This is a genomic window from Candidatus Pelagibacter sp. Uisw_130 (assembly GCF_047722505.1).
In the GTDB taxonomy this organism is placed as follows: Bacteria; Pseudomonadota; Alphaproteobacteria; order Pelagibacterales; family Pelagibacteraceae; genus Pelagibacter.
This window is the reverse complement of the sequence record NZ_CP159814.1, coordinates 1174999-1198695: the sequence shown is the minus strand read 5'-3', so window position 1 is coordinate 1198695 and position 23697 is coordinate 1174999. Positions and strand designations below refer to the sequence as shown.

27 protein-coding genes are annotated in these 23697 nt (G+C 28.7%); 14 read left to right on the top strand and 13 right to left on the bottom strand.

All coding sequences use genetic code 11. The annotated features are described in order from the left end of the window. Positions 1 to 29: 29 nt before the first annotated feature. From ahcY to ABXT55_RS06495, 4 genes are read left to right on the top strand one after another with little or no spacing between them, the layout of a single operon-like run. Positions 30 to 1316, top strand: coding sequence for an adenosylhomocysteinase (ahcY, locus tag ABXT55_RS06510; RefSeq protein WP_415284503.1), 1287 nt, complete (start codon positions 30 to 32; stop codon positions 1314 to 1316). Then, positions 1300 to 1761 (top strand): tRNA (adenosine(37)-N6)-threonylcarbamoyltransferase complex ATPase subunit type 1 TsaE, encoded by a 462-nt coding sequence (gene tsaE, locus ABXT55_RS06505; protein ID WP_415284502.1) that lies wholly within the window; start codon positions 1300 to 1302, stop codon positions 1759 to 1761. The genes ahcY and tsaE overlap by 17 nt, the downstream gene beginning before the upstream one ends. Next, on the top strand, positions 1762 to 2727 hold the full coding sequence (locus tag ABXT55_RS06500; protein WP_415284501.1) for an aminoglycoside phosphotransferase family protein: 966 nt from the start codon (positions 1762 to 1764) through the stop codon (positions 2725 to 2727). Then, complete coding sequence (locus tag ABXT55_RS06495; RefSeq protein WP_415284499.1) at positions 2724 to 3413, top strand: sugar phosphate nucleotidyltransferase; 690 nt, start codon at positions 2724 to 2726, stop codon at positions 3411 to 3413. Before ABXT55_RS06500 ends, ABXT55_RS06495 begins: the two co-directional genes overlap by 4 nt. Here ABXT55_RS06495 and ABXT55_RS06490 read toward each other — a convergent pair. Further along, the gene (locus tag ABXT55_RS06490) at positions 3402 to 4118 is read right to left on the bottom strand and encodes a 2,3-bisphosphoglycerate-dependent phosphoglycerate mutase (RefSeq protein ID WP_415284498.1); all 717 of its coding nucleotides are present in this window, start codon (positions 4116 to 4118) and stop codon (positions 3402 to 3404) included. The genes ABXT55_RS06495 and ABXT55_RS06490 overlap by 12 nt on opposite strands. Before the next feature lie 49 nt (positions 4119 to 4167). On the opposite strand from ABXT55_RS06490, the gene ABXT55_RS06485 reads away from it, so the two are divergent. Together ABXT55_RS06485 and ABXT55_RS06480 are read left to right on the top strand one after the other, a co-directional pair. Beyond that, entirely contained in the window at positions 4168 to 4572 is a 405-nt protein-coding gene (locus ABXT55_RS06485; protein WP_415284497.1) for a hypothetical protein, read from the top strand. Further along, entirely contained in the window at positions 4559 to 5158 is a 600-nt protein-coding gene (locus tag ABXT55_RS06480) for a lytic transglycosylase (protein ID WP_415284496.1), read from the top strand. The genes ABXT55_RS06485 and ABXT55_RS06480 overlap by 14 nt, the downstream gene beginning before the upstream one ends. Here ABXT55_RS06480 and ABXT55_RS06475 read toward each other — a convergent pair. Genes ABXT55_RS06475 through msrA form a run of 4 tightly spaced genes read right to left on the bottom strand, consistent with a single transcriptional unit; the run spans position 5155 to position 10407 of the window. Continuing rightward, positions 5155 to 8277, bottom strand: coding sequence for an efflux RND transporter permease subunit (locus ABXT55_RS06475; RefSeq protein WP_415284495.1), 3123 nt, complete (start codon positions 8275 to 8277; stop codon positions 5155 to 5157). The two genes, ABXT55_RS06480 and ABXT55_RS06475, sit on opposite strands and share 4 nt — an antisense overlap. Beyond that, on the bottom strand, positions 8277 to 9146 hold the full coding sequence (locus ABXT55_RS06470; RefSeq protein ID WP_415284494.1) for an efflux RND transporter periplasmic adaptor subunit: 870 nt from the start codon (positions 9144 to 9146) through the stop codon (positions 8277 to 8279). The genes ABXT55_RS06475 and ABXT55_RS06470 overlap by 1 nt, the downstream gene beginning before the upstream one ends. A gap of 3 nt (positions 9147 to 9149) precedes the next feature. After that, positions 9150 to 9962 (bottom strand): sulfurtransferase, encoded by an 813-nt coding sequence (locus ABXT55_RS06465; RefSeq protein ID WP_415284493.1) that lies wholly within the window; start codon positions 9960 to 9962, stop codon positions 9150 to 9152. A 1-nt stretch (position 9963) separates the two neighbouring features. Continuing rightward, positions 9964 to 10407: a peptide-methionine (S)-S-oxide reductase MsrA gene (msrA, locus tag ABXT55_RS06460; RefSeq protein WP_415284492.1), complete on the bottom strand. Its 444-nt coding sequence runs from the start codon at positions 10405 to 10407 to the stop codon at positions 9964 to 9966. Positions 10408 to 10442: 35 nt separating this feature from the next. On the opposite strand from msrA, the gene ABXT55_RS06455 reads away from it, so the two are divergent. Both ABXT55_RS06455 and ABXT55_RS06450 read left to right on the top strand, forming a co-directional pair. Next, positions 10443 to 11327 (top strand): DMT family transporter, encoded by an 885-nt coding sequence (locus ABXT55_RS06455; protein WP_415284491.1) that lies wholly within the window; start codon positions 10443 to 10445, stop codon positions 11325 to 11327. Next, complete coding sequence (locus ABXT55_RS06450) at positions 11320 to 11955, top strand: DNA-3-methyladenine glycosylase family protein (protein ID WP_415284490.1); 636 nt, start codon at positions 11320 to 11322, stop codon at positions 11953 to 11955. Before ABXT55_RS06455 ends, ABXT55_RS06450 begins: the two co-directional genes overlap by 8 nt. Here ABXT55_RS06450 and ABXT55_RS06445 read toward each other — a convergent pair. Beyond that, positions 11942 to 12238, bottom strand: coding sequence for a DUF1330 domain-containing protein (locus ABXT55_RS06445; protein ID WP_415284489.1), 297 nt, complete (start codon positions 12236 to 12238; stop codon positions 11942 to 11944). The two genes, ABXT55_RS06450 and ABXT55_RS06445, sit on opposite strands and share 14 nt — an antisense overlap. Next, positions 12238 to 13128 (bottom strand): hypothetical protein, encoded by an 891-nt coding sequence (locus ABXT55_RS06440; protein WP_415284488.1) that lies wholly within the window; start codon positions 13126 to 13128, stop codon positions 12238 to 12240. The genes ABXT55_RS06445 and ABXT55_RS06440 overlap by 1 nt, the downstream gene beginning before the upstream one ends. 29 nt (positions 13129 to 13157) lie before the next feature. Here ABXT55_RS06440 and ABXT55_RS06435 point away from each other — a divergent pair, with 29 nt between their 5' ends. Further along, positions 13158 to 13700 (top strand): phosphoribosyltransferase, encoded by a 543-nt coding sequence (locus ABXT55_RS06435; RefSeq protein WP_415284487.1) that lies wholly within the window; start codon positions 13158 to 13160, stop codon positions 13698 to 13700. 27 nt (positions 13701 to 13727) lie between these two features. Here the strand turns inward: ABXT55_RS06435 and ABXT55_RS06430 are convergent, their stop codons facing one another. Next, positions 13728 to 15038: an NCS2 family permease gene (locus ABXT55_RS06430; protein WP_415284486.1), complete on the bottom strand. Its 1311-nt coding sequence runs from the start codon at positions 15036 to 15038 to the stop codon at positions 13728 to 13730. A gap of 130 nt (positions 15039 to 15168) precedes the next feature. Between ABXT55_RS06430 and ABXT55_RS06425 the strand changes: the two genes are divergently transcribed. Beyond that, on the top strand, positions 15169 to 15474 hold the full coding sequence (locus ABXT55_RS06425; RefSeq protein ID WP_415284485.1) for a hypothetical protein: 306 nt from the start codon (positions 15169 to 15171) through the stop codon (positions 15472 to 15474). A gap of 10 nt (positions 15475 to 15484) precedes the next feature. Here ABXT55_RS06425 and ABXT55_RS06420 read toward each other — a convergent pair whose 3' ends face one another. Then, a complete protein-coding gene (locus tag ABXT55_RS06420; protein ID WP_415284484.1) occupies positions 15485 to 17560 on the bottom strand; it encodes a S9 family peptidase in 2076 nt (691 codons plus the stop codon). Positions 17561 to 17577: 17 nt separating this feature from the next. Here ABXT55_RS06420 and ABXT55_RS06415 point away from each other — a divergent pair, with 17 nt between their 5' ends. Beyond that, positions 17578 to 18084 (top strand): J domain-containing protein, encoded by a 507-nt coding sequence (locus tag ABXT55_RS06415; protein ID WP_415284483.1) that lies wholly within the window; start codon positions 17578 to 17580, stop codon positions 18082 to 18084. On the opposite strand, the gene ABXT55_RS06410 is transcribed toward ABXT55_RS06415, so the two are convergent. After that, positions 18081 to 19046: a glycosyltransferase family 9 protein gene (locus tag ABXT55_RS06410; RefSeq protein WP_415284482.1), complete on the bottom strand. Its 966-nt coding sequence runs from the start codon at positions 19044 to 19046 to the stop codon at positions 18081 to 18083. The genes ABXT55_RS06415 and ABXT55_RS06410 overlap by 4 nt on opposite strands. Positions 19047 to 19096: 50 nt before the next feature. On the opposite strand from ABXT55_RS06410, the gene ABXT55_RS06405 reads away from it, so the two are divergent. From ABXT55_RS06405 to ABXT55_RS06395, 3 genes are read left to right on the top strand one after another with little or no spacing between them, the layout of a single operon-like run. Then, complete coding sequence (locus tag ABXT55_RS06405; RefSeq protein ID WP_415284481.1) at positions 19097 to 19981, top strand: dihydrodipicolinate synthase family protein; 885 nt, start codon at positions 19097 to 19099, stop codon at positions 19979 to 19981. Beyond that, a complete protein-coding gene (locus ABXT55_RS06400; RefSeq protein WP_415284480.1) occupies positions 19982 to 21172 on the top strand; it encodes a class I SAM-dependent methyltransferase in 1191 nt (396 codons plus the stop codon). 30 nt (positions 21173 to 21202) lie between these two features. Further along, a complete protein-coding gene (locus ABXT55_RS06395; RefSeq protein ID WP_415284479.1) occupies positions 21203 to 22381 on the top strand; it encodes a hypothetical protein in 1179 nt (392 codons plus the stop codon). A gap of 1 nt (position 22382) precedes the next feature. On the opposite strand, the gene ABXT55_RS06390 is transcribed toward ABXT55_RS06395, so the two are convergent. The 3 genes from ABXT55_RS06390 to ABXT55_RS06380 are packed head-to-tail and all read right to left on the bottom strand — an operon-like array spanning position 22383 to position 23684. Next, complete coding sequence (locus ABXT55_RS06390; RefSeq protein ID WP_415284478.1) at positions 22383 to 22925, bottom strand: tetratricopeptide repeat protein; 543 nt, start codon at positions 22923 to 22925, stop codon at positions 22383 to 22385. A 45-nt stretch (positions 22926 to 22970) separates the two neighbouring features. Then, positions 22971 to 23318: a thiol-disulfide oxidoreductase DCC family protein gene (locus ABXT55_RS06385; protein WP_415275588.1), complete on the bottom strand. Its 348-nt coding sequence runs from the start codon at positions 23316 to 23318 to the stop codon at positions 22971 to 22973. 3 nt (positions 23319 to 23321) lie between these two features. Beyond that, positions 23322 to 23684, bottom strand: coding sequence for a rhodanese-like domain-containing protein (locus ABXT55_RS06380; protein ID WP_415275586.1), 363 nt, complete (start codon positions 23682 to 23684; stop codon positions 23322 to 23324). Positions 23685 to 23697: the final 13 nt, after the last annotated feature.

The following is a 23697-nucleotide window of genomic DNA, read 5'->3' as shown; positions in this document are numbered from 1 at the left end:
ATCAAATTTTTATTGTATAAAACCGAGCAATGAATGATTTTAAAGTTAAAGATATATCACTAGCAGATTTTGGAAGAAAAGAAATTTCAATAGCTGAAAGTGAAATGCCTGGTCTTATGGCATTAAGAGAGGAATATTCAGAAAAAGCACCTTTAAAAGGAGCAAGAATATTGGGATGTCTTCATATGACAATTCAAACAGCAGTTTTAATTGAAACTCTAGTAGAACTTGGGGCAGAGGTTAGATGGTCTTCTTGTAATATTTTTTCAACACAGGATCATGCCGCTGCAGCAATAGCTAAAGCAGGAGTACCAGTTTTTGCTTGGAAGGGTGAAACTGAAGAGGAAGCTGTATGGTGCATAAGACAAACAATAGAAGGCAAAAAAGACTGGAAAGCAAATATGCTATTAGATGATGGTGGTGATTTGACTGCAATGATGCATAGCGATTACAAAGATTTATTAAAGGATGTAAAAGGTGTTTCAGAGGAAACAACAACTGGAATTAAAGCATTAAATAAGATGGAAAAAGATGGGTCATTAATGATCCCAGCTATTAATGTTAATGATTCAGTAACAAAATCAAAATTTGATAACCTGTATGGTTGTAGAGAAAGTTTAGTAGATGGAATTAGAAGAGCTACAGATGTTATGATGTCTGGTAAAGTTGCAATTGTTGCAGGCTTTGGTGATGTTGGAAAAGGCAGCGCTGCATCTTTAAGACAAAGTGGAGCAAGAGTTATGGTTACAGAAGCGGATCCAATTTGTGCACTACAAGCAGCAATGGAAGGTTATGAGGTAGTTTTAATGGATGAAGCAATAAGTAAAGCAGATATTGTTGTTACAGCTACAGGAAATATAGACATTGTTACTGCAGATCATATGAGAAATATGAAAGATAGAGCAATACTGTGTAATATTGGTCACTTTGATAATGAGATTCAAGTAGAAGCCTTAAAAAACTACAAATGGACAGAAGTAAAACCAGAAGTTGATGAAATAGAATTAGTTGATGGAAAGAGAATTATTCTTTTAGCCAAAGGTAGATTAGTGAATTTAGGTTGTGCAACTGGACATCCAAGTTTTGTAATGAGCGCATCATTTACAAACCAAGTAATGGCACAAATTGAGCTTTGGCATAATCATAAAAATTATGAAAATAAAGTTTATGTGTTACCAAAATCATTAGATGAAAAAGTAGCCATGCTTCACTTAAAAAAAGTGGGAGCAAAACTTACAAAATTATCAAAAGACCAAGCTGACTATATAAGCGTTGAAACAGAAGGTCCATTTAAGCCAGATGCTTATCGCTACTAATAGCGAAAAAATAGATATCTCCTTAGAAGATAAAACATCTGGGCTAGCTAAAGAATTTTCGAGAACACTTTGCAAAGGAGATGTAGCTTATTTTCACGGAGAAATAGGTGTAGGAAAAACAACATTTATTAGACACATCATTCATAATCTTCAACAATTAAACAAAATAAATTTAACTGAAGTTACTAGCCCAACATTTAATTTAGTAAATGAATATGATGTTGGAAATTTTACAATTCAGCATTATGATTTGTACAGGTTAACTGATTATAGTGAGATAAAAAATATTGGTTTATTTGAAAATAAAGAAGAAATTGTCACATTAGTTGAATGGCCTGAGAAAATAAAAAAAACTATTGATAACAAAATTGATTTATTTTTTGAATATAATGATGATTTAAATAAAAGGTATTTAACAATTAAGGGAGTTAAAAATAAAAAATAAATGTTGCAAACTAACAATAAATTAAGAAAAATTAAGGGCGATGCATCATTTAGATCTTTTTATAGAAAGTTATCATCAAAAAAAAAATCAATCATAGTTTTTGCTTCTAAAGAAAAGAAGAAAAACTTGTTAATATATGATGCAATAAATAGTCTTTTAATTAAAAATAAAGTTTTAGCACCTAAGCTTTATAGTGAAAATTACAAAAAAAATTATATAGAAATTGAAGATTTTGGAGACGACTCAGTTTTTAGTCTATTAAAAAAAAATAAGAAACAAAGAGAAAGACTCTTCAAAAAAACTGTTGATTTACTTGGTGTAATTCAAAAAATTAAACAAAATCAATTTAAAAACTTTAAAGGAAAAACTTATAAAATTCCAATTTATGATAATGTTAAATTATTTAACGAAGCAAATTTATTCTGTGAATGGTATGCAAAAAAATTTGTAAAAAAAAATAAATTAACCAAATTCAAAATTGATATAAAAAAACAAATTAAATTTTTACTAATGCAACTTCAATCAAAAGAAAAAGTTTTTGTTCATAGGGATTTTCATGTGTCAAATTTAATGAAATTTAAAAATAAAATAGGAGTTCTCGACTCGCAGGATGCTTTAATTGGAAATAGGACTTATGATTTAGCTTCCTTAATTGACGACGTTAGATTTAAGACAGATAAAATATTTAAAGATAAAATTTACCGTTATTATCTAAAATTAAATAAAAAAAAAGTTAACGAAACCACTTTACTTAGTGATTTTGAAATTTTATCTATTCTTAGAAATATGAAAATTATTGGGATATTTACAAGATTGGCAGTGAGGGATAAGAAAAATCAATATTTAAAATTAATTCCTTATGCTTGGAAATTAATTGAATTAAGAATTTCTAATAATAAGAAATTTTCTGAACTCAAAGGATTACTAGACCTTAATTTTTCAAAAAAAACAAGAAATCATAAATGAAAATTAAAACTGCATTAATTTTATGTGCTGGATATGGCAAACGCTTGAATCCAATAACACTGACAACGCCGAAGCCTTTACTAAAGATAAACGAAATAACTTTATTAGAAAATTGTATTAATTTAATACATTCTTTGGGAATTAAAAAAATTTTAATCAATACATTTTATCTTAGTGAAAAAATTGAACAATTTTTTAAAGATAAGAAATTTAATTTAGAAATTAAGATAATTAATGATGGTTCAGATATTTTAAATACAGGTGGCGGAATTTTGAATATGATAAATTCATCTAATGAAACAGATTTTATTACATTTAATCCAGACACTTTATGGAATGAAAATTATAAGAAATACATTAAAGATATGGAGAAATTTTATTTTTTAAATAAAGTTAAAAATATACTCCTATTAACTAATGAAAATTTGAGTTTTGATAAAAATTTGAAGAATGATTTCAATCTTAAAGAAAATATAATAAAAAAAGATAAACTTAATCATAAAATTTATACGGGGTGTCAGATCCTGAATAAGAGTTTATTTGACTCATATGAGGTCAGCAATTTTTCAATTTTAAATATTTGGAATGAATTAATTGATAAAGACGAGTTATATGGTTTTGAGAGCTTAGAAGAATTTAGACATTTAACAGATCTTAATATCTATAACCAATTATTAAAAAGCTAATAAGTCCTTAGCCCTTTCTTGATCTAGGTAAGAGCATTCTTTAATATTTTGTTTTGAATCTAAACTTATCAAAAGTGGATTGCCTGTTGGTATTTCGAGTAATGGTATTTTTTGGTTATCTAATTTAAATAAAAATTTGCATAGCGCCCTTATAGAATTACCATGAGCTGAAATTAAAATATTTTCATCATTTTTAAGTTTCTCTTGAATTTCATCAATATAAAATTTCATTACTCTTTCATAGGTATCTTTAAGCGACTCGGTGTCAGGAATATTTTCTTTTGGAATACTTTTATAAACCTCTATATTTAATGGGTGATATGGATTATTTTTGCTTAAGGGATCTGGCTTAATATCCCAAGATCTTCTAAAAGCATGGATTTTATCTTCACCAAGTTTTTCTTTCATTTCGTCTTTATTTAGTCCTGTTAAAGCTCCGTAATGCCTCTCATTTAATTGCCAGGCTCTAACCGGTTCTCTTTTATCTCTTAATGTGTCTTGGATAAATTTTAGTGTATTAATAGCTCTTAACTGAAATGACGAGTAAAAATGATTAATATCAATTTTAATTTCCTTAATATATTCGCCAGCTTTGCAGGCCTCTAATTTTCCTTGTCCAGTGAGATCAACATCAACCCAGCCTGTAAATCTTTTTTCTAGATTCCATTCACTTTGACCATGTCTTACTAAAATTAAATGAGCCATTTGATATATTCTGATAACTGATAAAAGAAATAAAATAAATAAGATTATTATGAGAAAAATAAAATTTTTTTTTAAAATAGGTTTTTATTCTGCAAATATCATATTAATAACTTTATATTTGTTTCCAGGCAGTATTTTTGGCTGCTTTTTATATGATAATTGCTATATACAACCCCAAATTACTAAAGATCTTATTGCAGGAGACTTTATAATTTCATCAAATCATATTTATGCTTTTGTTCTACTTTCAAGCTTAGGGATATTTTCTTTTCTCAATACTAAAAAAATAAATTTTTTGATTGTTTATTTGTTTTTGCTATCAATTATTTTAGAATTATTTCACATTATTATTCCATTTCGTGGATTTGAAATGAGTGATTTATTTGGAAATGTTGTAGGTGTTATATTGGTAGTATTTATATATAAGATTATAATTAGATATGTCAAAAATTAGAAATTATCTTTTAATTTTATTGATTATCTTTACTAATAGCTGCTCCTCAATACCTCAAAATACCTCAAATAGCTGTTCAATTTTTAATGAAAGATATCTTTGGTATAAACATGCAAAGAAAACAGAAAAAAAATGGGGAACCCCAATTTATATTCAGCTAGCTATAATCAAGATGGAATCAGACTTTGATTGGTTAGCTAAACCTCCAAGACAAAAATTATTTAAGATTATACCATTTAAGAGACCATCTAGTTCATTTGGATATTCACAAGCAGTAAAGGGAACTTGGGAACAATATAAAAATGAAACTGGAAATAAGTTAGCAACAAGAACAAGGTTTAAAGATAGTGTGGACTTTATTGGGTGGTACACCGATAAAACGGAGTCTCTTTTAAAAATTTCTAAGAAAGATGCTTTTAGACAATACCTCGCATATCATGAGGGGTGGGGTGGTTATAAAAATTATAAGAATAATCAGAAAGTTATAGGCTTAGCTAAAAAAGTAGAAAAACAATCTAATAAATACAAGTCACAATTACAAAAGTGTCAGAAAAGATTAAATAAAAATAAATATATTATTTTTTAACGAAGTTGTTTCTTTAGCTCAATATCAACAACATCTATTCGTTTAGTATTTTTTGCTAATACTAAATACATGGTTGGAGTTACATACAAGGTAAAGAATGTCGATATAATCATTCCACCAAGAATAGTGGCACCCACAGCTAGTCTCGAAGCCTCACCAGCACCTGGTCCAATATTCCCTATAACTAAAGGCATCATTGCAATCATTGTGCTTATTGATGTCATCATTATGGGCCTAAACCTTAATTGACAAGCTTCCCTAACAGATGTTTCTATATTTTTTCCAGCCGTTCTTAACTGATTAGCATAATCAACAATTAGAATACTATTTTTAGTCGATATTCCAATTAGAATGACAAGGGCTATTTGTGAGAAGATATTAATTGAACTGTTCAAGAAAAGAATAAAGACCAAACCTCCAAACAAAGCCAGTGGAACGGTTAACATAATAATGAATGGATGAATAAATGAATTAAAGGTTGCAGCCATTACTAAGTAGGCAGTTAGAAATGCTAATCCGAAAATAATAAATAGTTCATTGCTAGTTTCTTTTATTTCTTCTGATTTACCCTTCCATGCAATTTGATTAGAAGAGCCAATTTCTTCCATTGCTTGCTCTAGATATGCAATTGCTTCTGTAAGCGTATAAGATTCAGATATATTTGCAGATATTGTTACAGCTCTCTGCCTGTTATATCTTGATAATTTTTTTGCAGACCCTTTTTCAGTAAACTCAACTAAATTTGCTAAAGAAATTAACTTACCTGTACTTTCTGATCTAACAAATATTTTAGAAATTCCTTCCTGAGATCTTCGGTCCGCTAAGTATTGTTGAAGTATAATTGGATATTCTTTACCAAGTTTATTAAATTTTGTTACAGTTTTTCCACCATAAAGAGTTTCTAAAGTTTTCCCAATTGAGTCAGTAGATATATCTAAATCTTTAGCTTTGTTTTTATTAATTACTAGTTTGATTTCAGGTTTGTTTCTAGAATAGTCAGACTCTATCCTTGATAAATTTTTATTTTGTCTTAACTTCCTAATAACCTTAGATTGTATTTCTTCTAATTCTTCATAAGTGTTACCTAATATGACCATTTGTACTGGTTTATTATAACTAGAAACTCTAATAGATTGGGGTGAAATTGGAAAAGCCACAGTTTCTGGCACTGTCACAATTTTTCCAATTGCTTCCCTCATTATTGTTACTGAACTTTTTTTTCTATCCGCCCATTCATCCAATAATGCAATTATTATAAAGCTATTAAAAGAATTTTTGTTACTGCCAAAGCCAGGTACTCTCATTATCAATCTTTTATATGGACTATTCTCAGCCTGAAGAAGTGGAATTAATCTTTTTTCAACATCTTCTGCTCTTTTTTCAGTATATTCAAAAGAACTACCCTCATCTGTAAACCCAAGAACAAGATATACACCTCGATCCTCCATAGGTAACAATTCTTTTTTTGTAAAATGAAATAAAACACTAGATATAATAATAGTGAAGATAATGAATGAAATAATAATTTTTTTCTTATTTAGCCAATAGCTCAATGTTTCTTCATAAAATTTTGATAATGATTTAAAAAATTTATCAAATTTTGTAACTATAAGATTTTGTTTAGATTCTTTCTTTAAAAACTTACTTGCTAACATGGGTGACAATGTAAGCGCAACAAAAGAGGACACCACAACTGAAAAAGATAAAGCAATTGCAGTTTCTCTAAATAATGTTCCTGCAATTCCATCTATAAAAATTAAGGGAATAAATACAGCAACTAGAATTAATGTTGTAGCAACGATTGCAAAACTAATTTGTTTTGATCCTTTGTAAGCTGCAACCAAAGGGCTTTCTCCATTTTCAATTCTTCTATAAATTGCATCTGTCATTATAACTGAATCATCAGTGATTATTCCAATTGCCAGAATAAAGCTCAATAAAACAAAAATATTTATTGATAAACCAAATAAGTAAAGACCTAAAAAAGATGCTATCAAACTTACAGGCAGTGCAACTGCTGGAACAATTACAGCCTTTATATTTCCCAAGAATAAGTAAATAATAATAACCACAAGTATAAAAGCAATGATCAAAGTTTTGTATACTTCATCAATAGCAGTACCAACATATGTTGCTCTGTTAAAAGCTACTTCTATATTTAGATCACCTGGTAATATTTTCTTAACTTCGTCTATTTTCTTATTTATTTCTTTAGAAAGTTCCACTGTTGAAGCACCACTTTTTGCGTAAATACCAATTCCTACAGTTTTTAGATTTAAAGCATTCTTACTTTGTGCTTTGAAAAGATTTTTTTCTGAAACTGGACCGAACTCTATATTGGCAATATCTGAAAGTCTTACAATACTATTTTTGTTTCTTTTTATAGGTAATGCTTTTAATTTTTCTATATCATCATATGATTTATCTAAATTTAAAATTAAATCAATATTGTTAGCCTCGAGAGTACCTGCTGGTAGACTTACATTTTCTTTTCTTATTGCTATCTCAACTTCTTGAATAGTTAAATTGTATGCTGCAAGTTTAATTGGATCTATCCAAACTCTAACACTTAAATCTCTTAAACCACCAGTTCTAATAGTTCCTACGTTCTTAACGCTCGAAAATTGATCTACTAAATATCTCTCAACATAATCTCCAAGTTCTAGGTCACTCCAAGTTGCAGAAGATACAGCTAGCCACATAGTGGTTGAAAACCCTGCTGATTGTTTAAGTATTTGAGGGGCATCAGCTTCACTTGGTAATCTATCAACAATTCTAGCGACTCTTTCTCTAATATCATTGGCTGCATTATCTAGGTTAATGTCAGTATTAAATTCAACATTAATTGAACTACTTCCATTTTCTGATGTTGAGTTAATATTTTTTACTCCTTCTACCCCACCAATTACATCTTCAATTACTTGAGTTACCTCTTGATCAATTATAGGAGCTGAAGCAGACTTATAGTCTACTTTAATTTGAACTACAGGAGGCTGTAAGCCTTCTGGCAATTCTCTTACAGGCAGTTGTGAAAAAACAAATATACCAAAGACGATTAATATAAGAGACATTACCCACGCAACAACTGGTCTTCTTATACTTATATCGGTTATAAACATTATTTTTTAATAGGTTTTATTTTACCTTTAGGTCTAACTTTTTTTAATCCTTCGGCAACTATAGTTTCTCCCTCATTAAGACCAGAGATTATCTCAATAAATCCACCACCTCTTATTCCAATTTCTATTTCAGTTTTATTTGTAATATTGTCTTTTGAAACTTTATAGACATAGGTTTTGCTTCCCTCTATCATCATACTAGTATCAGGTATTGCAAGTGAATTCCGTTCATTATAATTAATAATAACCTCTAGAAGAGAGCCTGGAATTAATTCAGAGTTTTCATTTTCAATTATAACCCTTGTAAGCAAGCTTCTTGTTTCAGCATTAATCCTGCTTGAAACAGCATAGACTTTTCCACCGTATGTTTTATTTTTGTTACCTGAAAATTTTACCTTAATGGGCAAACCTTTTTTAATGAATGACGCAAAAGTTTCAGGAATTTTTAGGTCAGAATATATAATCGAGTTATCATCTAAAGTTATAATAATTGAGTTATCCGAACCAAGAATGTCACCAGTAATACCTCTGTATCCAAGAACACCACTAAAAGGTGCTACAATGTTTCTATCTTTAAGCTTAACAATTAGATCACCTTTTTTTACATAATCCTTAAGGATTAGTTCAGATGTTAAATTATCTCTTTTAATTCTAAAAGATTCTGCTCTCTTTGATACTGCTGTACCAAAGCTTTCAATATTTTCTGAAAAGCTTTTGTAAACTACTTCTTTAACAATTACTCCAGGAGGAGGCCTTTTGCTAAATTTTTTTTTAAAATGATTTCCTATCATTGCTCTTCCAACGATTACTATTGTAATAATTAAAAAGAAGACAAGGATTGCTGTACTGATTTTTGTTGATCTTTTCATATTTTAATCTTTTCCATATTCACTCCATGATCCGTCGTAAATAGTAGGCATATATTTATTATCTATTAAAGAATAAGCAAGAGCCAAAACTGAAGCGGTAACTCCAGAACCGCAAGTAAATGTAATATTTTTGCCCACCTCATATCCAGTTGATTTAAACTTTTCAAAAATTTTTTCTTTGCTAACAAATGTATGATCTTTATTTATAAGTTCAGAAAAAGGTAGGCAAAAAGAGTTTTTAATAGAGCCACTTCTCAATCCTTTTCTTGGTTCAGGAACACTACCTTTAAATCTTTCTAAACTTCTTGCATCAATAACATTAAATCTATTTTCTAAAATATTTTTATTAATTTGGTTTATATCTTTTACTAACTCTTTTTTTTCATGCACGGTATAGTTGGAAGGAATATTCTTAATTATATCACTAGTAGTTGGTCTATCTTCCTCAATCCATTTTTTTAATCCACCATTTAATACATGAACTAATTTTGGATTATGACCAAAATAGATAAAATTATACCAACATCTACATGAACTGATTACATCTGAATTATCATAAATAACTATCTGATCATCATTTTTAATTCCCATGTTGGACACAACACGTTCCCATGACTTAGCATCTGGTAACATATGAGGTAGGTCAGTATTTTTTTTAGAATTCTTATCTAAATCAAAAAAAATTGTATTTTTAATATGTTTATTTTTGTATTCGACAAAACCATTGCGTTCTGTTTGAGGCATATGCCATGAGCAATCAATAATTTTTACTTTATCTAATTTTTTTTTTAGCCAATTTGTATCAACTAAAGACATGTTATCTTTTTTCCAAATATCTCTGATGGTATTCTTCTGCCGCACAATAATTTTTTAATAAAGAAGATTTTGTTACAACATTTCCAGATAATTTTAAATTTATTTTTTTTATAACATTTTCAGCAATTTCTTTTTGTCTGTCACTTAGATAAAATATTTCACTTCTATATTGTGTCCCAAAATCAGGTCCTTGTGAATTTAAGGTTGTGGAGTCATGAATTTCAAAAAAGAAATCTAAAATTTTTTCATAAGAGATAATTTTAGGATCAAAATCTAATTTAACAACTTCTGCATGATTTGTATTGCCAGTACATACCTCTTTGTAAGTGACTGTTTTGCTGCCACCACCACAATATCCAACTTCAGTTTTAATAACCCCCTCAAGTTTGCTAAACTTAATTTCTGGTCCCCAAAAACATCCTAATCCTAATACTGCTATTTCCATTGATTATACTTTAATTTGATTTACAAATTATTGCTATGCTAACTAAAAATCAATTAGGTTTTTTGTACATGTTTCTATCAGTATGTACCTTTTCCGTTATGGATTTGCTTGTAAAATGGTCAAGTGACTACCCAACTGGGGAGGTTTTGTTTTTTAGGGGTTTTTTTGGTCTGTTGCCTACATATTTTCTAATACCAAAAAGTAAGTTAAAAAAATTTTATACAACTGATAGATCAAAAGAACATTTATTCAGATGTCTTATGGGTTTAATGGCTTTGATAGCAATAGTTATTGCGTTGAGAGAACTTCCTTTAGCTGTCGTTGTAAGCTTGTCCTATGCAGCACCATTATTTATTACTGTATTATCTATTTTTTTACTAAGTGAGAAAGTGGGTATTTTTAGATGGTTGGCGGTCTTAATAGGATTTGTAGGAGTTATTATAATTGCTGAGCCTGGCTTTAAGGGCATGAATTATCTCTATTTTCTTCCATTAATATTTTGTATTGGTATGGCTTTTGTAACTATTACAATTAGAAAGCTGTCCACAACAGAGCCTATTTGGCTTATCTCAATTTTTTTTACAATTACTATTTCAATTGCTGGCTTAGCCACAATTCCAGTGGGATGGATAATGCCAAATTTTCAAGACTTTATTCTCTTAGCTTTAATTGGAGTAACTGGAGGCTCTGCAAATTTATTTTTAACCCAATCATATAAACTTTCTGAAGTATCTTTAGTAGCACCTTTAAAATATTTGGCTTTGGTGTTTGCTATATTTTTTGGTTATTTTATTTGGAATGAAATACCAACTATAAAAACACTAATTGGTGCATCACTTGTAGTTCTTGCATCACTTATAATCTTTAGAAGAGAAATTTATCATAAACAAAAAATACCATCTACTACTAGACATGAATAAAAAACCAAAATATTGGAATAGTGCAAAAAAATACCTAACTAACAAAGATAGAGTGATGTCTTTATTAATTAGCAAGTATAAATCCCCTTCAGAAGCTGTGCTTACTTCTAGAAAGGATATATTTTTTTCATTATGTAAGAGCATTATTGGACAACAAATTAGTGTTGCTGCAGCTAACTCTGTCTTTTTGAAATTTAAAAAGAAGTGCAAAAATAAGATTAATGCAAAAACAATTTCCCAACTTTCTTTTGCTCAACTTAAAAGCTGTGGATTAAGTGGACAAAAGGTTAGGGGAATAAAAAGTTTAGCTAAACAAATATTAGATAAATCATTTAACCCTAGATTAATTCCTAAGATGTCAGATGAAGAAGCTATTATCTATTTATCTCAGTTAAGACAAATTGGTAGATGGTCAGCTGAAATGATTTTATTATTTACTTATAATCGTTCAAATATTTGGCCTATACAAGATATTGGTCTTTTAAGAGGAATTTCAAAAAATTATAAAAAAAAATATCTACCACCTGAATCTTATGTAAGGTTGTTAAATAAAAGATTTAGTCCTTATTGTTCAGTTGCAACTTGGTATCTGTGGAGAAGTATAGATCCAGAACCTATTCAGTACTAAAACCCTCGATAATTTGTAGGTTTCGCTCAGTAGTGTCTTTGGCTAAAGCCCAACCATCTTGATACTCTTTAGAATCATGGCACTTCATAGCTTGTTCGTGACTTGGAAATTCCCAGATTACAGTTCTTGGATAAGTTTCACCCTCTAAAGTTTCAAATTTTCCACCTCTTACTAGGGGTTTTCCCCCATAACTTTTTATTATTTCAATAACTTTTGAACCATAATTTTTTAAATTTTCTTGGTTATCTATTCTTTTATATAAAGCTATCCAGTATACTTTCATCAATCCATCCATTCTAAAAATTTTTTTTTATTTTTAATAATGTATTCTGGTAATTTACTTAATTCAAATTTTTTCAGAACATCTCCATTACCAAATTTATTAATAGTTTTATCAACTTTTAAATTATAGATTGCTTTTTTATTTTTAATTATTTCACCTATCTGATTAGCTGAAAGGGGGTTCAGATCAAATTCTCTATGATGCAAATATGATCTAAATTTTAATTCTATCTCTTTTGGTGTCTTGATATTTGTAAAATGCCAACCACCATCATTAATTATTTTTATGCTATTAAATTTTGTCGAAGAAAAAAGAGTGTCTATTCTAAAAAAAGAATACTTTCTATCCTTTATATTCCTTAGCCATTGGGGATTAATTAAATTTTTTTTCCTACATGCTTTTGTTCCAGTCCATATTAAATTGGGTAACCACAAGTTAAATTTGTAGTAAAACATATCTTGCTTAAATAAGATTATTTTTTCATTTATATTTTTAAAATTTAAACCAGTTAGTTTTGGTATTTCATCTACATCAGATATTAGAATTAAATCCTCATCATTTGCTTCTTTAAGTCCTGTATGTAAAAGATTTCTTTGACCATTTTCTCTATATGTTGCATTAAAAATTAGCTTTATTGACTTCTCATCTTCACTATCTTCAGTCTGTATCTCTTGAGTTTGTGGGTAAACCTTTTCATCAATTATATAAATTATTTTTTCCTTAAACTTTTCAAATTTTTTATGATCAAATTTCAGTTTTCTCGGCTCCCCTTTATGAGTAAATTTGCTTTCAACGATCACAAAATAATCAACAAATTCATTTAAAGTATGTAGCCTTACATCTGCTACTACTTCTTCATCAAAGTACATAAAGCAATCATAAATTTTCATAATTTTTATTCTTTTTTATTTATATTTATATGATAAGAAATTTTATGGCAGATAAATTAATTATCACTTTTGATCAGTATACAAAAATTGTAGAAAAATTAGCAATAGAAATTCATAATAACTATAAACCAACAGTACTAGTTGGTATTATGCGTGGTGCTGCTCCTATACTGGATATTCTTTCAAGAATTTTAAAATTACCAATAGCTTATATAGTTATCCAAAGTTATTCAGGAGAGGGCATGCAAGATAAGCAAGGACAATTAATGTTTGCTAGAGAGATTAGCTCTTTAGCGGAAAATAAAGATTTTGATAAAGTGCTACTAGTTGATGATCTGTCTGATACCGGATTAACTCTAAATAAAAGCATTGAATGGTTAATGAAATATGAGCCAACAAAAAATTATATCAACGAAGTTAAAACAGCTTGTTTGTGGAAAAAAAAATCTTCTACATTTGAGCCTGATTTTTGCCCAGTAAAATTAGATTCAGATCCATGGATTGTTCAGCCGACTGAACATTATGAAGAATTAACTATGGAAGAAATAATTAAGAAAAATAAATCGGGCTAGAATTAATCCAGCCCTAAAAATTTATTTTTAAGCAACTGCAAAACTTACAACACTAAGTATCGCAATAACCCATATCGCTGGTGAAGTTGAAGAAAACTTACCAGTAAACAATCTAATTAAAGCATAAGAAATAAATGCCAGAGCAATACCATTACTGATACTGTAAGTCAGAGGCATAGCGATCATAGCAAGGACTGCTGGTGCAGATTCGCCAATATCATCCCACTCAATATCTGTAATGTTTCTAACAAATAAAACTGACACATATAAAAGTGCAGCTCCATCAATTTCTTTTGGTAAACTTGTTGCTAATGGAGAAAGGAACAGGCAAGCTAAAAATAAAACTCCAATAGTTAATGAAGTCATTCCAGTTCTTCCACCTGCTTTTACACCAGCACCAGACTCAACATAGCTTGTTACTGTAGTTGTGCCCATTAATGCTCCCGCTACAGTTCCAACACTATCAGCCATCATTGCTTTATCTATATCTTGGATTTTACCTTTGCTATCTATTTTGCCAGCAACGTTTGCTACAGAAGTTAAAGTTCCTGTAGTATCAAAAAAATCTATAAACAATAATGTAAATATTACTGTAGACATTCCAGCTGTAAAAGCAGCATTAAGATCAAAATCAAATAGATAAGTCATTGGGGGAATACTTCCAACTACACCGTTAAATTTTGCAAGTCCTGAAACCCAAGCAATAATACTAAAACCAATAATTCCAATAATTATATTTCCTTTAATGTTTAATTTTTCCATAACAATCATTGAAACAAATGCTAGGCACGCAAGTAAAATTAAAGGATTTTTCATATCACCTATTGTGACAAGAGTTACAGGGTGATCCGCAACTACACCCATAATTTCTAAACCAATAATTGCTAGAAATAATCCAATTCCTGCACCAATTCCAAGTTTTAAACTTTTTGGAATAGAATTAATTAACCAAGCTCGAATTGGTGTTAATGAAATAATTAAAAATAAAACACCGGCGACTAATACCGCACCAAGTGCAGCTTGAGGTGTATAGCCCATTCCAGCGACCACTCCAAATGCAACAAAAGCATTAATGCCCATACCTGGAGCCAAACCAATTGGCCATGTTTTTCCATAGAATGCCATAATGAAACAAGCAAGCGCTGTTGCAACAATTGTTGCTGTAAATACTGCCCCAAAATCAAAGAAACCTTTTTCTGGTCCTGCAAATTCACCTGATAATATAAATGGATTTAAAAACATTATGTAAGCCATCGTTAAAAATGTTGTTACGCCGGCTGTTACTTCTGTTTTAAAATCAGTTTTGTGTTTTTTGTAGTTAAAATATTTTTCTAACATTGATCCTCCTAAGATTGAATTTGACTATTATTAGAATTTTGAAATTATTACTCTTAAAAACCTGGGTTTATTAACATAATTCAACTCACAAGTTTATATTTATGTAATATTTAGGGTGATATCGTTAATCATGCAAAAATTAAGAAGTTTTTTTATAAGTTTATTTTTTTTGAGTTTATTTTCTGGTTGCCAAACAATTAAAAACAAAACAGATAAAATTGTTGAAAAAGAAAACACAAAGCTAAGCCAATTTATTGGAAAAAGTTCCAATAATTTACAAATTGAATTAGGTAAACCTGATGAAGATTTTAAAAATAATAAGGGTAACCTAGAGCTTGTTTATAATTCTAAAAAATATGGAATACTTTGTGAAAGAAGATTTGAAGTAGATTCTAATTCTATGGTGATTGGTTTTGTTTCAAACGGTTGTTTCTAAAAACTAAAGACTAAATTTTTTCAGAAATTTTCAACGCAAATGCATAATCAAGTGCAATTTCTTCTATAGCTCCATCTCTACCAGATTTACCACCATGGCCTGCATTCATTTCAGTTTTTAAAAGTAATAAATTATTATCAGTTTTATATTCCCTAAGTTTTGCGGTAAATTTTGCTGGTTCATCAAATAAAACTCTGTTGTCACTTAAACTTGTTGTTATCAGAATATGAGGATAATCCATTTTTTTTATATTGTTATAGGGAGCATAAGAATAAATATAATCAAAGTGATCTTTTTTATCTTTTGCATTTCCAAACTCATCAAATTCCCCAACTGTTAAAGGTAAGGAGTGATCTAAATTTGTTGTCAAAGAATCCACGAATGGTACAGCCATTATAATTCCTAGAAATAATTTAGGGGCTTGATTAACTACAGCGCCCATAAGAAGACCACCCGCAGAGCCACCCATGCCTATTATCTTATTTTTTGAAGTATATTTATTATCAATTAAGTATTTTGCAGAAGCAATATAATCTTCAAAAGTATTTTTTTTATTAAGCAGTTTTCCTTCTTTCCACCACTTCATGCCTCTTTCCATACCCCCTCTAATATGGGCCGTAACCCAGATGATATCTCTATTAATTAAACTTAATCTAGTAGTAGAAAAGCTAGGGTTCATAGAACTTCCGTATGAACCATAACCATAAAGTAACAATTTAGCACTTCCATCCAGTTTGGTATTTTTATGTCTTGTAATTGTAAGAGGCACCAGTCTTCCATCGTGTGATTTACAATCAACCCTTTCAACAATGTAATCATCAGGATTATGACCAGAGGGGATCTCTTGTTCTTTAACTAATTTTTTTTCCTTTGTACTTAAGTTATAAGAGTAAACTCTAGACTGCGTCTTAGGTGAAGAATAACTTATGTATATCTCGTCTGTATTTTTATCTCTTTGCATTAAAGAGGCACCAGGAACATATACAGTTTCATCAGAAAAAATTAGCTCTTCTTCTATTCCTGATGTGATATTTTTTACAAATAATTTATCTAAAGCATCTGAAGTTTCAGATCTTATGATCCAATTTTTTAAAAATGTTAACCCTCCAATTAGAACTTCATCTTTTGCAGCAATAAAGGTTTTCCAGTCTGGTTTTTCCAAGTTATCACTAATGTCTATTTTAAAATCTTCAGCATTTTCATTAGTATGATTATAAAATTTACCATCCCAAGAATTAACTGAATAAAGAATTCCTCTTAGTCTTTTTTTTATTAATTTAGGTTTAGGATCTTTTTCATTAACATCAAAGTAATATTGTTCAGAAGTATTATGGTCTGAAGAGTTGATAAAGAAATATTTATCATCTGAACTTAAACCAATTCCAACTGTAAAAGCCTCACTTTTTTCTTCAAAAATTAATTGATCTTCGTTAACTTTAGTTCCTAATTTGTGTCTATAAATTTTTCTCGGTCTATGATTTTCATCAAGTTTTGAATAAAAAATATATTGATCATCTAAACTAAAAGTTATGCCACCCGATGTCTCCCTTATCTTATCAGTTACTAATTTTTTCGTTTCTATGTCTCTAATATATATTGTGTAATATTCAGAACCTTTTGTATCTAAAGAGTATCCTAAATATTTATCATTAAAACTAACCTCTAAATCACCAACACCAAAATATTCTACTTTTAGTTTTTCTTTTTCTTCATCACCATTCCAAATTTCTTCAATATTATTAGTTCCAATTTTTTTTCTTAATTTTATAGAATAATTTCCTTTTGTAGTTGTTTTTGACCAATACTCATAATCAAAATCTTTAAAGGGCAAGGATTCGTCATCTAATTTTATTCTTCCTTTGATTTCATCAAATAATCTTTTTTGAATGTTCTTGGTATCTGATAAGTGAAAATCAGTATATGAGTTTTCTTCTTCAAGATATTTTCTGACTTCAGGGTTTAATTTTTTACTATCCTTCAAAACTTCCAGGATGTCATCTTGATGTATCCAGCTATAATCATCTTCCCAACTAACATTATGACACGTTTTTATTTCTGATTTTTTTTTAAGTTGTGGTATTTTCATGGATACAAATTAAATATATGAATATTATCATTTATACACTAGTTTTTTTAGGAATTATTTACTTTTTACTTAAATTAGTAGCCAACACTTCATCAAAAAAAATATCAAAACATTTAAGAAAATTAATTTTTTTAGGTTTAATAATTTTAGCAATATTACTTGTGGTTGCAGGTAAGTTTTTATTAAGCATACCACTTACGTTGCTTAGTCTAGCTTTAGTTAAGTTAAAAGGGTTTTCAATATTCCAATTAATTGGTCTATTTAGACTTATACAAACCCTTAGACAGAATGGAAGATTTTCATTCAATCAAAATCAAAATGTAAAAAACTCATCTACATTAACTTTAGAAGAAGCATATAAAATTTTAAATTTAGATATAAAAAAAAATATTACTAAAGATGATGTTAAAAATGCATACATAAAAATTCAGAAAAAGATACATCCAGATATTTCACCAGAGACCACAAGGTTATCGACGATTGTAAATGAAGCTAAGGAAATTGTTTTAAAAAATATTTCCTAATCTAAAATTTTTTTGAATTGTTCAAAAATTTTATTTGGATTAATTTTATCTTTGCCTAAAGTATCATGTGACACTGTACTTTCTCCATCTGGCATAACTGGATACATTAACGTACTATAACTTCCATATAACAATGGCGTATCTGCCATTAAGACAATGGTTTTAACACCAAGACCCGATGATAAATGACTAAAACTTGAGTCGTTACAAATTGAAATGTCACAATTTTTAATTATTGGTAAAGTTTCATATATATCTAAATTGTCTAGAGGAACACATTTGTCCTTAAATTCTGTATTAAGTATTTCTTTTAAAATTTCTTGCTCTTCTTGATTTTTGCCAGTAGCTAAAAAAAATTTGCAAGGATAGATATTAGAAACTTGACGAATAAGTTCTAGAAAAGTTTTAGAGGGAATTCTTTTAGTTGGGCCTGATCCACCTATACCAAGTAAAATGTTTTTTTCCTCTTTATTAATTTTAAATTTTAATATTGCCTCTAGAACAGATTTGTCATTAACAAAAATTTTAGGATTTTCCAGTGTGTCTAAATTTAAATCTTTATTTAAAAGTTTTTTTGCAGCGTCGATAATATGTTGTTTATTTTTTGAAAATAAGGGATATTGGTGAATATCTTTAATACCAGCAAATCTCGATATTAAGTTGAATCTAAGTGACGAGTTAAAAATAAAAACTTTGTCAAAGTTATATTTTCTAAGTTCTTTTGTTAAGTTTATAAATCCTTTAAAACCCTGGTGCTTAGCATTCTTTAGTTTATTACCCTGTTCTAAGATTATTATTTTTTCAATAATTTTGTTATCTTTTAAAAATTGGTCAGCTTTAGAACTTTTTTTGACCAGAATACTTACTGGTGTATTATACTTTTTAGAAATAGCATCTATAAATGGAAGATAGATTATCATATCTCCAATCCCCATTTTATTTTGTACTATTAAAATTTTCATTTAATACTTTATCATCTTTACTAAATTTTTAATTTATATAAGTTTAGCCTATGAGTAAAATTAAAGGTATTTACGCAGCATCAATGTCAATATTTAACAGCGATTTAAGTCTAAACATTGAAAAGACAGTTAATCATGCTGAAAAAATAATAGGTATGGGTTGCCATGGTGTTGCTCTTTTTGGAAGTACAGGACAAGCGCAGCTTATATCCATCGGTGAAAAAATCGGCTTATTAAATAAATTATCAGAAAGTAAATATAAAGAAAAATATTTAATTGGAACTGGACTTAATTCTTTAAACGAAACTATAAATTTAATGAAGGTTGCCAACTCTTTAAATTTTAATGATTTTTTAATAATGCCACCTGCTTATTATAAGTATGGTGATAGTGAGGTAATAGAGTTTTATTCAAGAATAATTGATGTTTTACCAGACAGTAGAGTTGTTTTATATAACTTTGAGAAGTTGTGTGGTTATAAGTTTAGTATCGAATGTGTTGAAAAGCTTGTTAAGAAGTTTCCAAAACAAATAGTTGGAGTTAAAGATAGCTCTTACAACTTATATGAAAATCTAAAGATTGATAATTTTTCTATTCTACCAGGATCAGAGTCAAAACTATTAAAAGGTTTGGAATTGGGATGTACTGGAATTATTACTGCAACTTGCAATGTAACGGCAGAATTATCACGACAAGTTTATGATGATTTTATTGAACAAAAAGAACAAACAAAAAATAAAATGCTCTGTGATGTCAGAAATACTTTTGAAAAATTTAATCTAATTTCAGGGTTACATTCTTTTATGTCTGATGAAAATAAGATTTATAAAAATGTTCTGCCCCCTGTCAGTCTTTTAAATGAAAGAGATAAATTTCTATTGATAGAGGAGCTTAATAAGCTTAATTTCACACTGGGATCCTTAAAGGCGGCTTAGATGCAATTAGCAAGGTTTTTAAATAACATATTTAAAAAAGATGGCTTCATACTAGTTGATGCCAATTCAAAAAAATATATTATAGGCTCTCCTCAAAAAAAAACTCCAATTAAGCTTAAGATTTTAAACAAGAAGCTTCATTATAAATTACTATATCGCCCTGATCTATACTTTGGAGAAGCTTATTCTGATGGAGATATCGTTATTGAAAATGGAACACTAACTGAATTTTTAGATTTAGCGCTTATGAATATTGGACGAGGAGAAATAAATTTTTTTAGTCACCTTATAAATAAACTGAGTGGTTCATACAGATATCTTACAAATTTTAATTTCATAAAAAAATCTAAAATGAATGTTTCTCACCATTATGATCTATCAGATGATCTATATGATTTGTTTTTAGATAAAAAAAGACAATATTCTTGTGGATATTTTAAAAATGAGAATGACACTTTAGAAGATGCTCAAAATAATAAGATACAACACATAATTAAAAAATTAAATATACAATCTAATCAAAAAGTTCTTGATATCGGGTGTGGGTGGGGATCATTAGCTATAGATATTGCTAAATCTAAAAATTGTGAAGTAACAGGAATTACATTGTCACAAAACCAATTAGATTATTGTTTAAAAAAAGCTAAAGAACTTAATTTAGAGAATCAAGTTACATTTAAGCTTATGGATTACCGAGAATTAGATGAAAAATTTGATAGGATTGTTAGTGTTGGAATGTTTGAACATGTGGGGAGAAAATTTTATAAAAAATTTTTTAAGCAAGTAGAAAAACTACTTAGTAATAATGGTATTTCTTTAATTCATACTATTGGTTCTGTTAATCCACCAAGAGACCCACATCCATGGGTAACAAAGTATATTTTTCCAGGTGGATACACACCAAGCTTAAGTGAGGTAACCACACCAATTGAAAAAGCAGGATTAGTAGTATCTGATATTGAAGTTCTCAAGTTACACTATTCACACACATTGAGACATTGGAAAGAAAACTGCATAAAAAATAAGGAAAAAATTGTTAAAATGTATGATGAAAGGTTTTTTAGAATGTGGGAATTTTACCTTGCTGGGTGTGAAATTGCTTTCAAATGGGGTGATCAGGTTGTGTATCAATTCCAGCTAACAAAGAGTTATACATCCACACCTATTACAAGAGACTATATTTATCATTAATATATTGATAAATCATGAATTCCTTAAAGTATGAAAAAAATAAAAAAAAACCTAGCTAAAAAAAACCCAGCTAAAAAAATACCAGCTAAAAAAAAGCCAGTTAAAAAAAAACCAGTTAAAAAAAAACCAGCTAAAAAAATACCAGCTAAAAAAATACCAGCTAAAAAAAACCTAGCTAAAAAAAAACCAGTTAAAAAAAAACTGGTTAAAATAAGTGGAAGCTTAATATCAGCAATAATCAAACTTCAGCATTCTTTAAAACCAGAATTTAATTTCAAAATTAATTTTAATTTAGAAAAATATATTCAAGACTTTTTTGATAATATCGCCAATAGAATATTTGAGTATAAAACTTTAAAAGCTGAAGAAAAAAGAAGAAGACAACTTGAGGAAATTGAGAAAAAAGAAAAAGAAAAATTACAAATTCAAAAGCAAAAAATAAAAGAAGCAGAAGAGCAAACTAAACTCAAAGAAAAAGCATTAAAAGAAGAAATTAAACTTGAAAAAGAAAGAGCAAGAGACATAAAGTTATTTTTACGTAAGGAGCAAGCATTACTTAGAACGGAACATGCTGAAAGACAAAAACAATTTCTGAAACAATTACAGTTAGAAAAACAAATAGAAAAATTTAGAATAAGAGAAATTAAAGAATTAGAAAAGCTTGAAAAGATCTCATTAAAAGAAAAAAGAGATGATTATTCTGGTCTTCAAGCAAGAATAGAAAAACTAAAAGATAAATATAGAATTATACGAGATCAAAAAATTAGAGAAAGAGTAGAGGCTCTAGGAGTAAAAATTCAAGGTGATGAGGATAGAGAAACTTTACTCCAAAAAGAGAAAGACTATAAAATTGCGAGGCAGAAAATTGAACTTTCTCTTGAAAGCTTTTATAGAAGTGCCAGCAGTTTAGTTTTTCAACTTAACAAGCGACACATCACTAGACACATGTCTATTTTTAGATGTATTGACCAAAGATTTGAAACTGGTGAAATCTTTATCAAATGGGATGAGGCACCCGATGAAGAGTGGTTGCTATTAATTTATATAAAAAATAATTCTCCTGACGAAGGAATAGTTATTGAAGATAAATCAGATCCTGAGAAAAATTCTTCTCATGAATTTAAATCAAACGAAATATTTAAAGCCTCTGATCTAATGGTTGACTCTTTAACGCAGTTAATTTCAAGAAAAAGAGCTAAAAAAGATTAGATTAAATACTATCTTCTCTAATTAATCTTTCAATTTCAGGTATCAATTCACGACTTTTAAATGATGGGTAGAATTTTAATGAGTTTTCAATACTCTTAATTGCTTTTTCATATTCTTGAAGTTTTATGAAAATTCTTGCTTGTCCTGATAAAGCCCCAAAGTGTCTAGGCTCTATATCTAAAACTTTATCAATATCATTTAATGAATTTGTAAACTGGCTCATTAAAAAATATACAGTTGCTCTTTTATTCCAAGCTTCAGACCATTTAGGGTCATTCTCTAGTACGTTACTGAAAACTTTTAGTGCATAATTATAATCCCCATATTGCATCAGCTCAGTTCCAAACTCTAACTTTTCAGTTAACCTAAGATCATTGGGATGTTTATTCCAAATAGACCAAATTTCTTGTTCCAATAAAGCAGCACTTTTTGAATTATTAATATTTTGAAGTTGATTAAAAAGATTATTTAAATCATTTTTTTGAGAGGACTGAACAGATAAAATAAAACTACATATAAATAAAAATAGTATAAAAAATTTCATAACTAAAATATATTTTATTCAGCACCTCTTCTCAACATTAAAAACCTATTTTAAAAGTTGTTTTTTATTTTTTAAAAATAAAAAGAAAGCAATAATTTCATAAAAAAATGAAAATAAAGTAAAAATTATTGGAGTTTTAAAAAAACTATAAAGAAACTTATACTTAGGAATTTTCTTCCATACTAATAAAAAAGCTTCTGCTCCTTCGATTACATTCTCACCATCTTTAACATGAAGTCTACGTAGAAGGTTCTCTGCATTCTTTTGAGTTTCTATTTCAGCAGATTTATTATTTGTGATATCTACCCACTCTATGTCTTTAATATTTTGTTTTTTATACAAATCTATTTCTGCTTGGCAAATTTTACATGAATTATTAAAATAAACTTTCACAATCTATTTCTTATCTTTCCAAGCTGTCATTCCACCAGTCATATTTTTAACATTTTTTATTCCCATTTCTTTCATAGTTTTTGTTGCAAGTGTGCTTTGACCTCCAAGACCACAAAAAACTATATATTCTTTATCAGGATTTTTCTTAAACATTTCATTTTCTAAAGGACTTCCATCAGCAAGATAAAACTCTAATAAGCCTCTTTCTAAATTTAAAGCATTACCAATAGTTTCTGACTCAAAACTATCTTTATCTCTTACGTCTACAAATTGCACATTTGGGTCATTTAGTTTTTCTTTAGCTTCATCAACCGAAATATTTTGTATTTCGTTAGAAACGTTCATTAATTCATCAAATTTTTTCATTATATTGTCCTTT

Excerpts from the sequence above, each read along its gene's own strand:
- ahcY (WP_415284503.1), top strand. The coding sequence starts at position 30 with ATGAATGATTTTAAAGTTAAAGATATATCACTAGCAGATTTTGGAAGA.
- tsaE (WP_415284502.1), top strand. The coding sequence starts at position 1,300 with ATGCTTATCGCTACTAATAGCGAAAAAATAGATATCTCCTTAGAAGAT.
- ABXT55_RS06500 (WP_415284501.1), top strand. The coding sequence starts at position 1,762 with ATGTTGCAAACTAACAATAAATTAAGAAAAATTAAGGGCGATGCATCA.
- ABXT55_RS06495 (WP_415284499.1), top strand. The coding sequence starts at position 2,724 with ATGAAAATTAAAACTGCATTAATTTTATGTGCTGGATATGGCAAACGC.
- ABXT55_RS06490 (WP_415284498.1), bottom strand. The coding sequence starts at position 4,118 with ATGGCTCATTTAATTTTAGTAAGACATGGTCAAAGTGAATGGAATCTA.
- ABXT55_RS06485 (WP_415284497.1), top strand. The coding sequence starts at position 4,168 with ATGAGAAAAATAAAATTTTTTTTTAAAATAGGTTTTTATTCTGCAAAT.
- ABXT55_RS06480 (WP_415284496.1), top strand. The coding sequence starts at position 4,559 with ATGTCAAAAATTAGAAATTATCTTTTAATTTTATTGATTATCTTTACT.
- ABXT55_RS06475 (WP_415284495.1), bottom strand. The coding sequence starts at position 8,277 with ATGTTTATAACCGATATAAGTATAAGAAGACCAGTTGTTGCGTGGGTA.
- ABXT55_RS06470 (WP_415284494.1), bottom strand. The coding sequence starts at position 9,146 with ATGAAAAGATCAACAAAAATCAGTACAGCAATCCTTGTCTTCTTTTTA.
- ABXT55_RS06465 (WP_415284493.1), bottom strand. The coding sequence starts at position 9,962 with ATGTCTTTAGTTGATACAAATTGGCTAAAAAAAAAATTAGATAAAGTA.
- msrA (WP_415284492.1), bottom strand. The coding sequence starts at position 10,407 with ATGGAAATAGCAGTATTAGGATTAGGATGTTTTTGGGGACCAGAAATT.
- ABXT55_RS06455 (WP_415284491.1), top strand. The coding sequence starts at position 10,443 with ATGCTAACTAAAAATCAATTAGGTTTTTTGTACATGTTTCTATCAGTA.
- ABXT55_RS06450 (WP_415284490.1), top strand. The coding sequence starts at position 11,320 with ATGAATAAAAAACCAAAATATTGGAATAGTGCAAAAAAATACCTAACT.
- ABXT55_RS06445 (WP_415284489.1), bottom strand. The coding sequence starts at position 12,238 with ATGAAAGTATACTGGATAGCTTTATATAAAAGAATAGATAACCAAGAA.
- ABXT55_RS06440 (WP_415284488.1), bottom strand. The coding sequence starts at position 13,128 with ATGAAAATTTATGATTGCTTTATGTACTTTGATGAAGAAGTAGTAGCA.
- ABXT55_RS06435 (WP_415284487.1), top strand. The coding sequence starts at position 13,158 with ATGATAAGAAATTTTATGGCAGATAAATTAATTATCACTTTTGATCAG.
- ABXT55_RS06430 (WP_415284486.1), bottom strand. The coding sequence starts at position 15,038 with ATGTTAGAAAAATATTTTAACTACAAAAAACACAAAACTGATTTTAAA.
- ABXT55_RS06425 (WP_415284485.1), top strand. The coding sequence starts at position 15,169 with ATGCAAAAATTAAGAAGTTTTTTTATAAGTTTATTTTTTTTGAGTTTA.
- ABXT55_RS06420 (WP_415284484.1), bottom strand. The coding sequence starts at position 17,560 with ATGAAAATACCACAACTTAAAAAAAAATCAGAAATAAAAACGTGTCAT.
- ABXT55_RS06415 (WP_415284483.1), top strand. The coding sequence starts at position 17,578 with ATGAATATTATCATTTATACACTAGTTTTTTTAGGAATTATTTACTTT.
- ABXT55_RS06410 (WP_415284482.1), bottom strand. The coding sequence starts at position 19,046 with ATGAAAATTTTAATAGTACAAAATAAAATGGGGATTGGAGATATGATA.
- ABXT55_RS06405 (WP_415284481.1), top strand. The coding sequence starts at position 19,097 with ATGAGTAAAATTAAAGGTATTTACGCAGCATCAATGTCAATATTTAAC.
- ABXT55_RS06400 (WP_415284480.1), top strand. The coding sequence starts at position 19,982 with ATGCAATTAGCAAGGTTTTTAAATAACATATTTAAAAAAGATGGCTTC.
- ABXT55_RS06395 (WP_415284479.1), top strand. The coding sequence starts at position 21,203 with ATGAAAAAAATAAAAAAAAACCTAGCTAAAAAAAACCCAGCTAAAAAA.
- ABXT55_RS06390 (WP_415284478.1), bottom strand. The coding sequence starts at position 22,925 with ATGAAATTTTTTATACTATTTTTATTTATATGTAGTTTTATTTTATCT.
- ABXT55_RS06380 (WP_415275586.1), bottom strand. The coding sequence starts at position 23,684 with ATGAAAAAATTTGATGAATTAATGAACGTTTCTAACGAAATACAAAAT.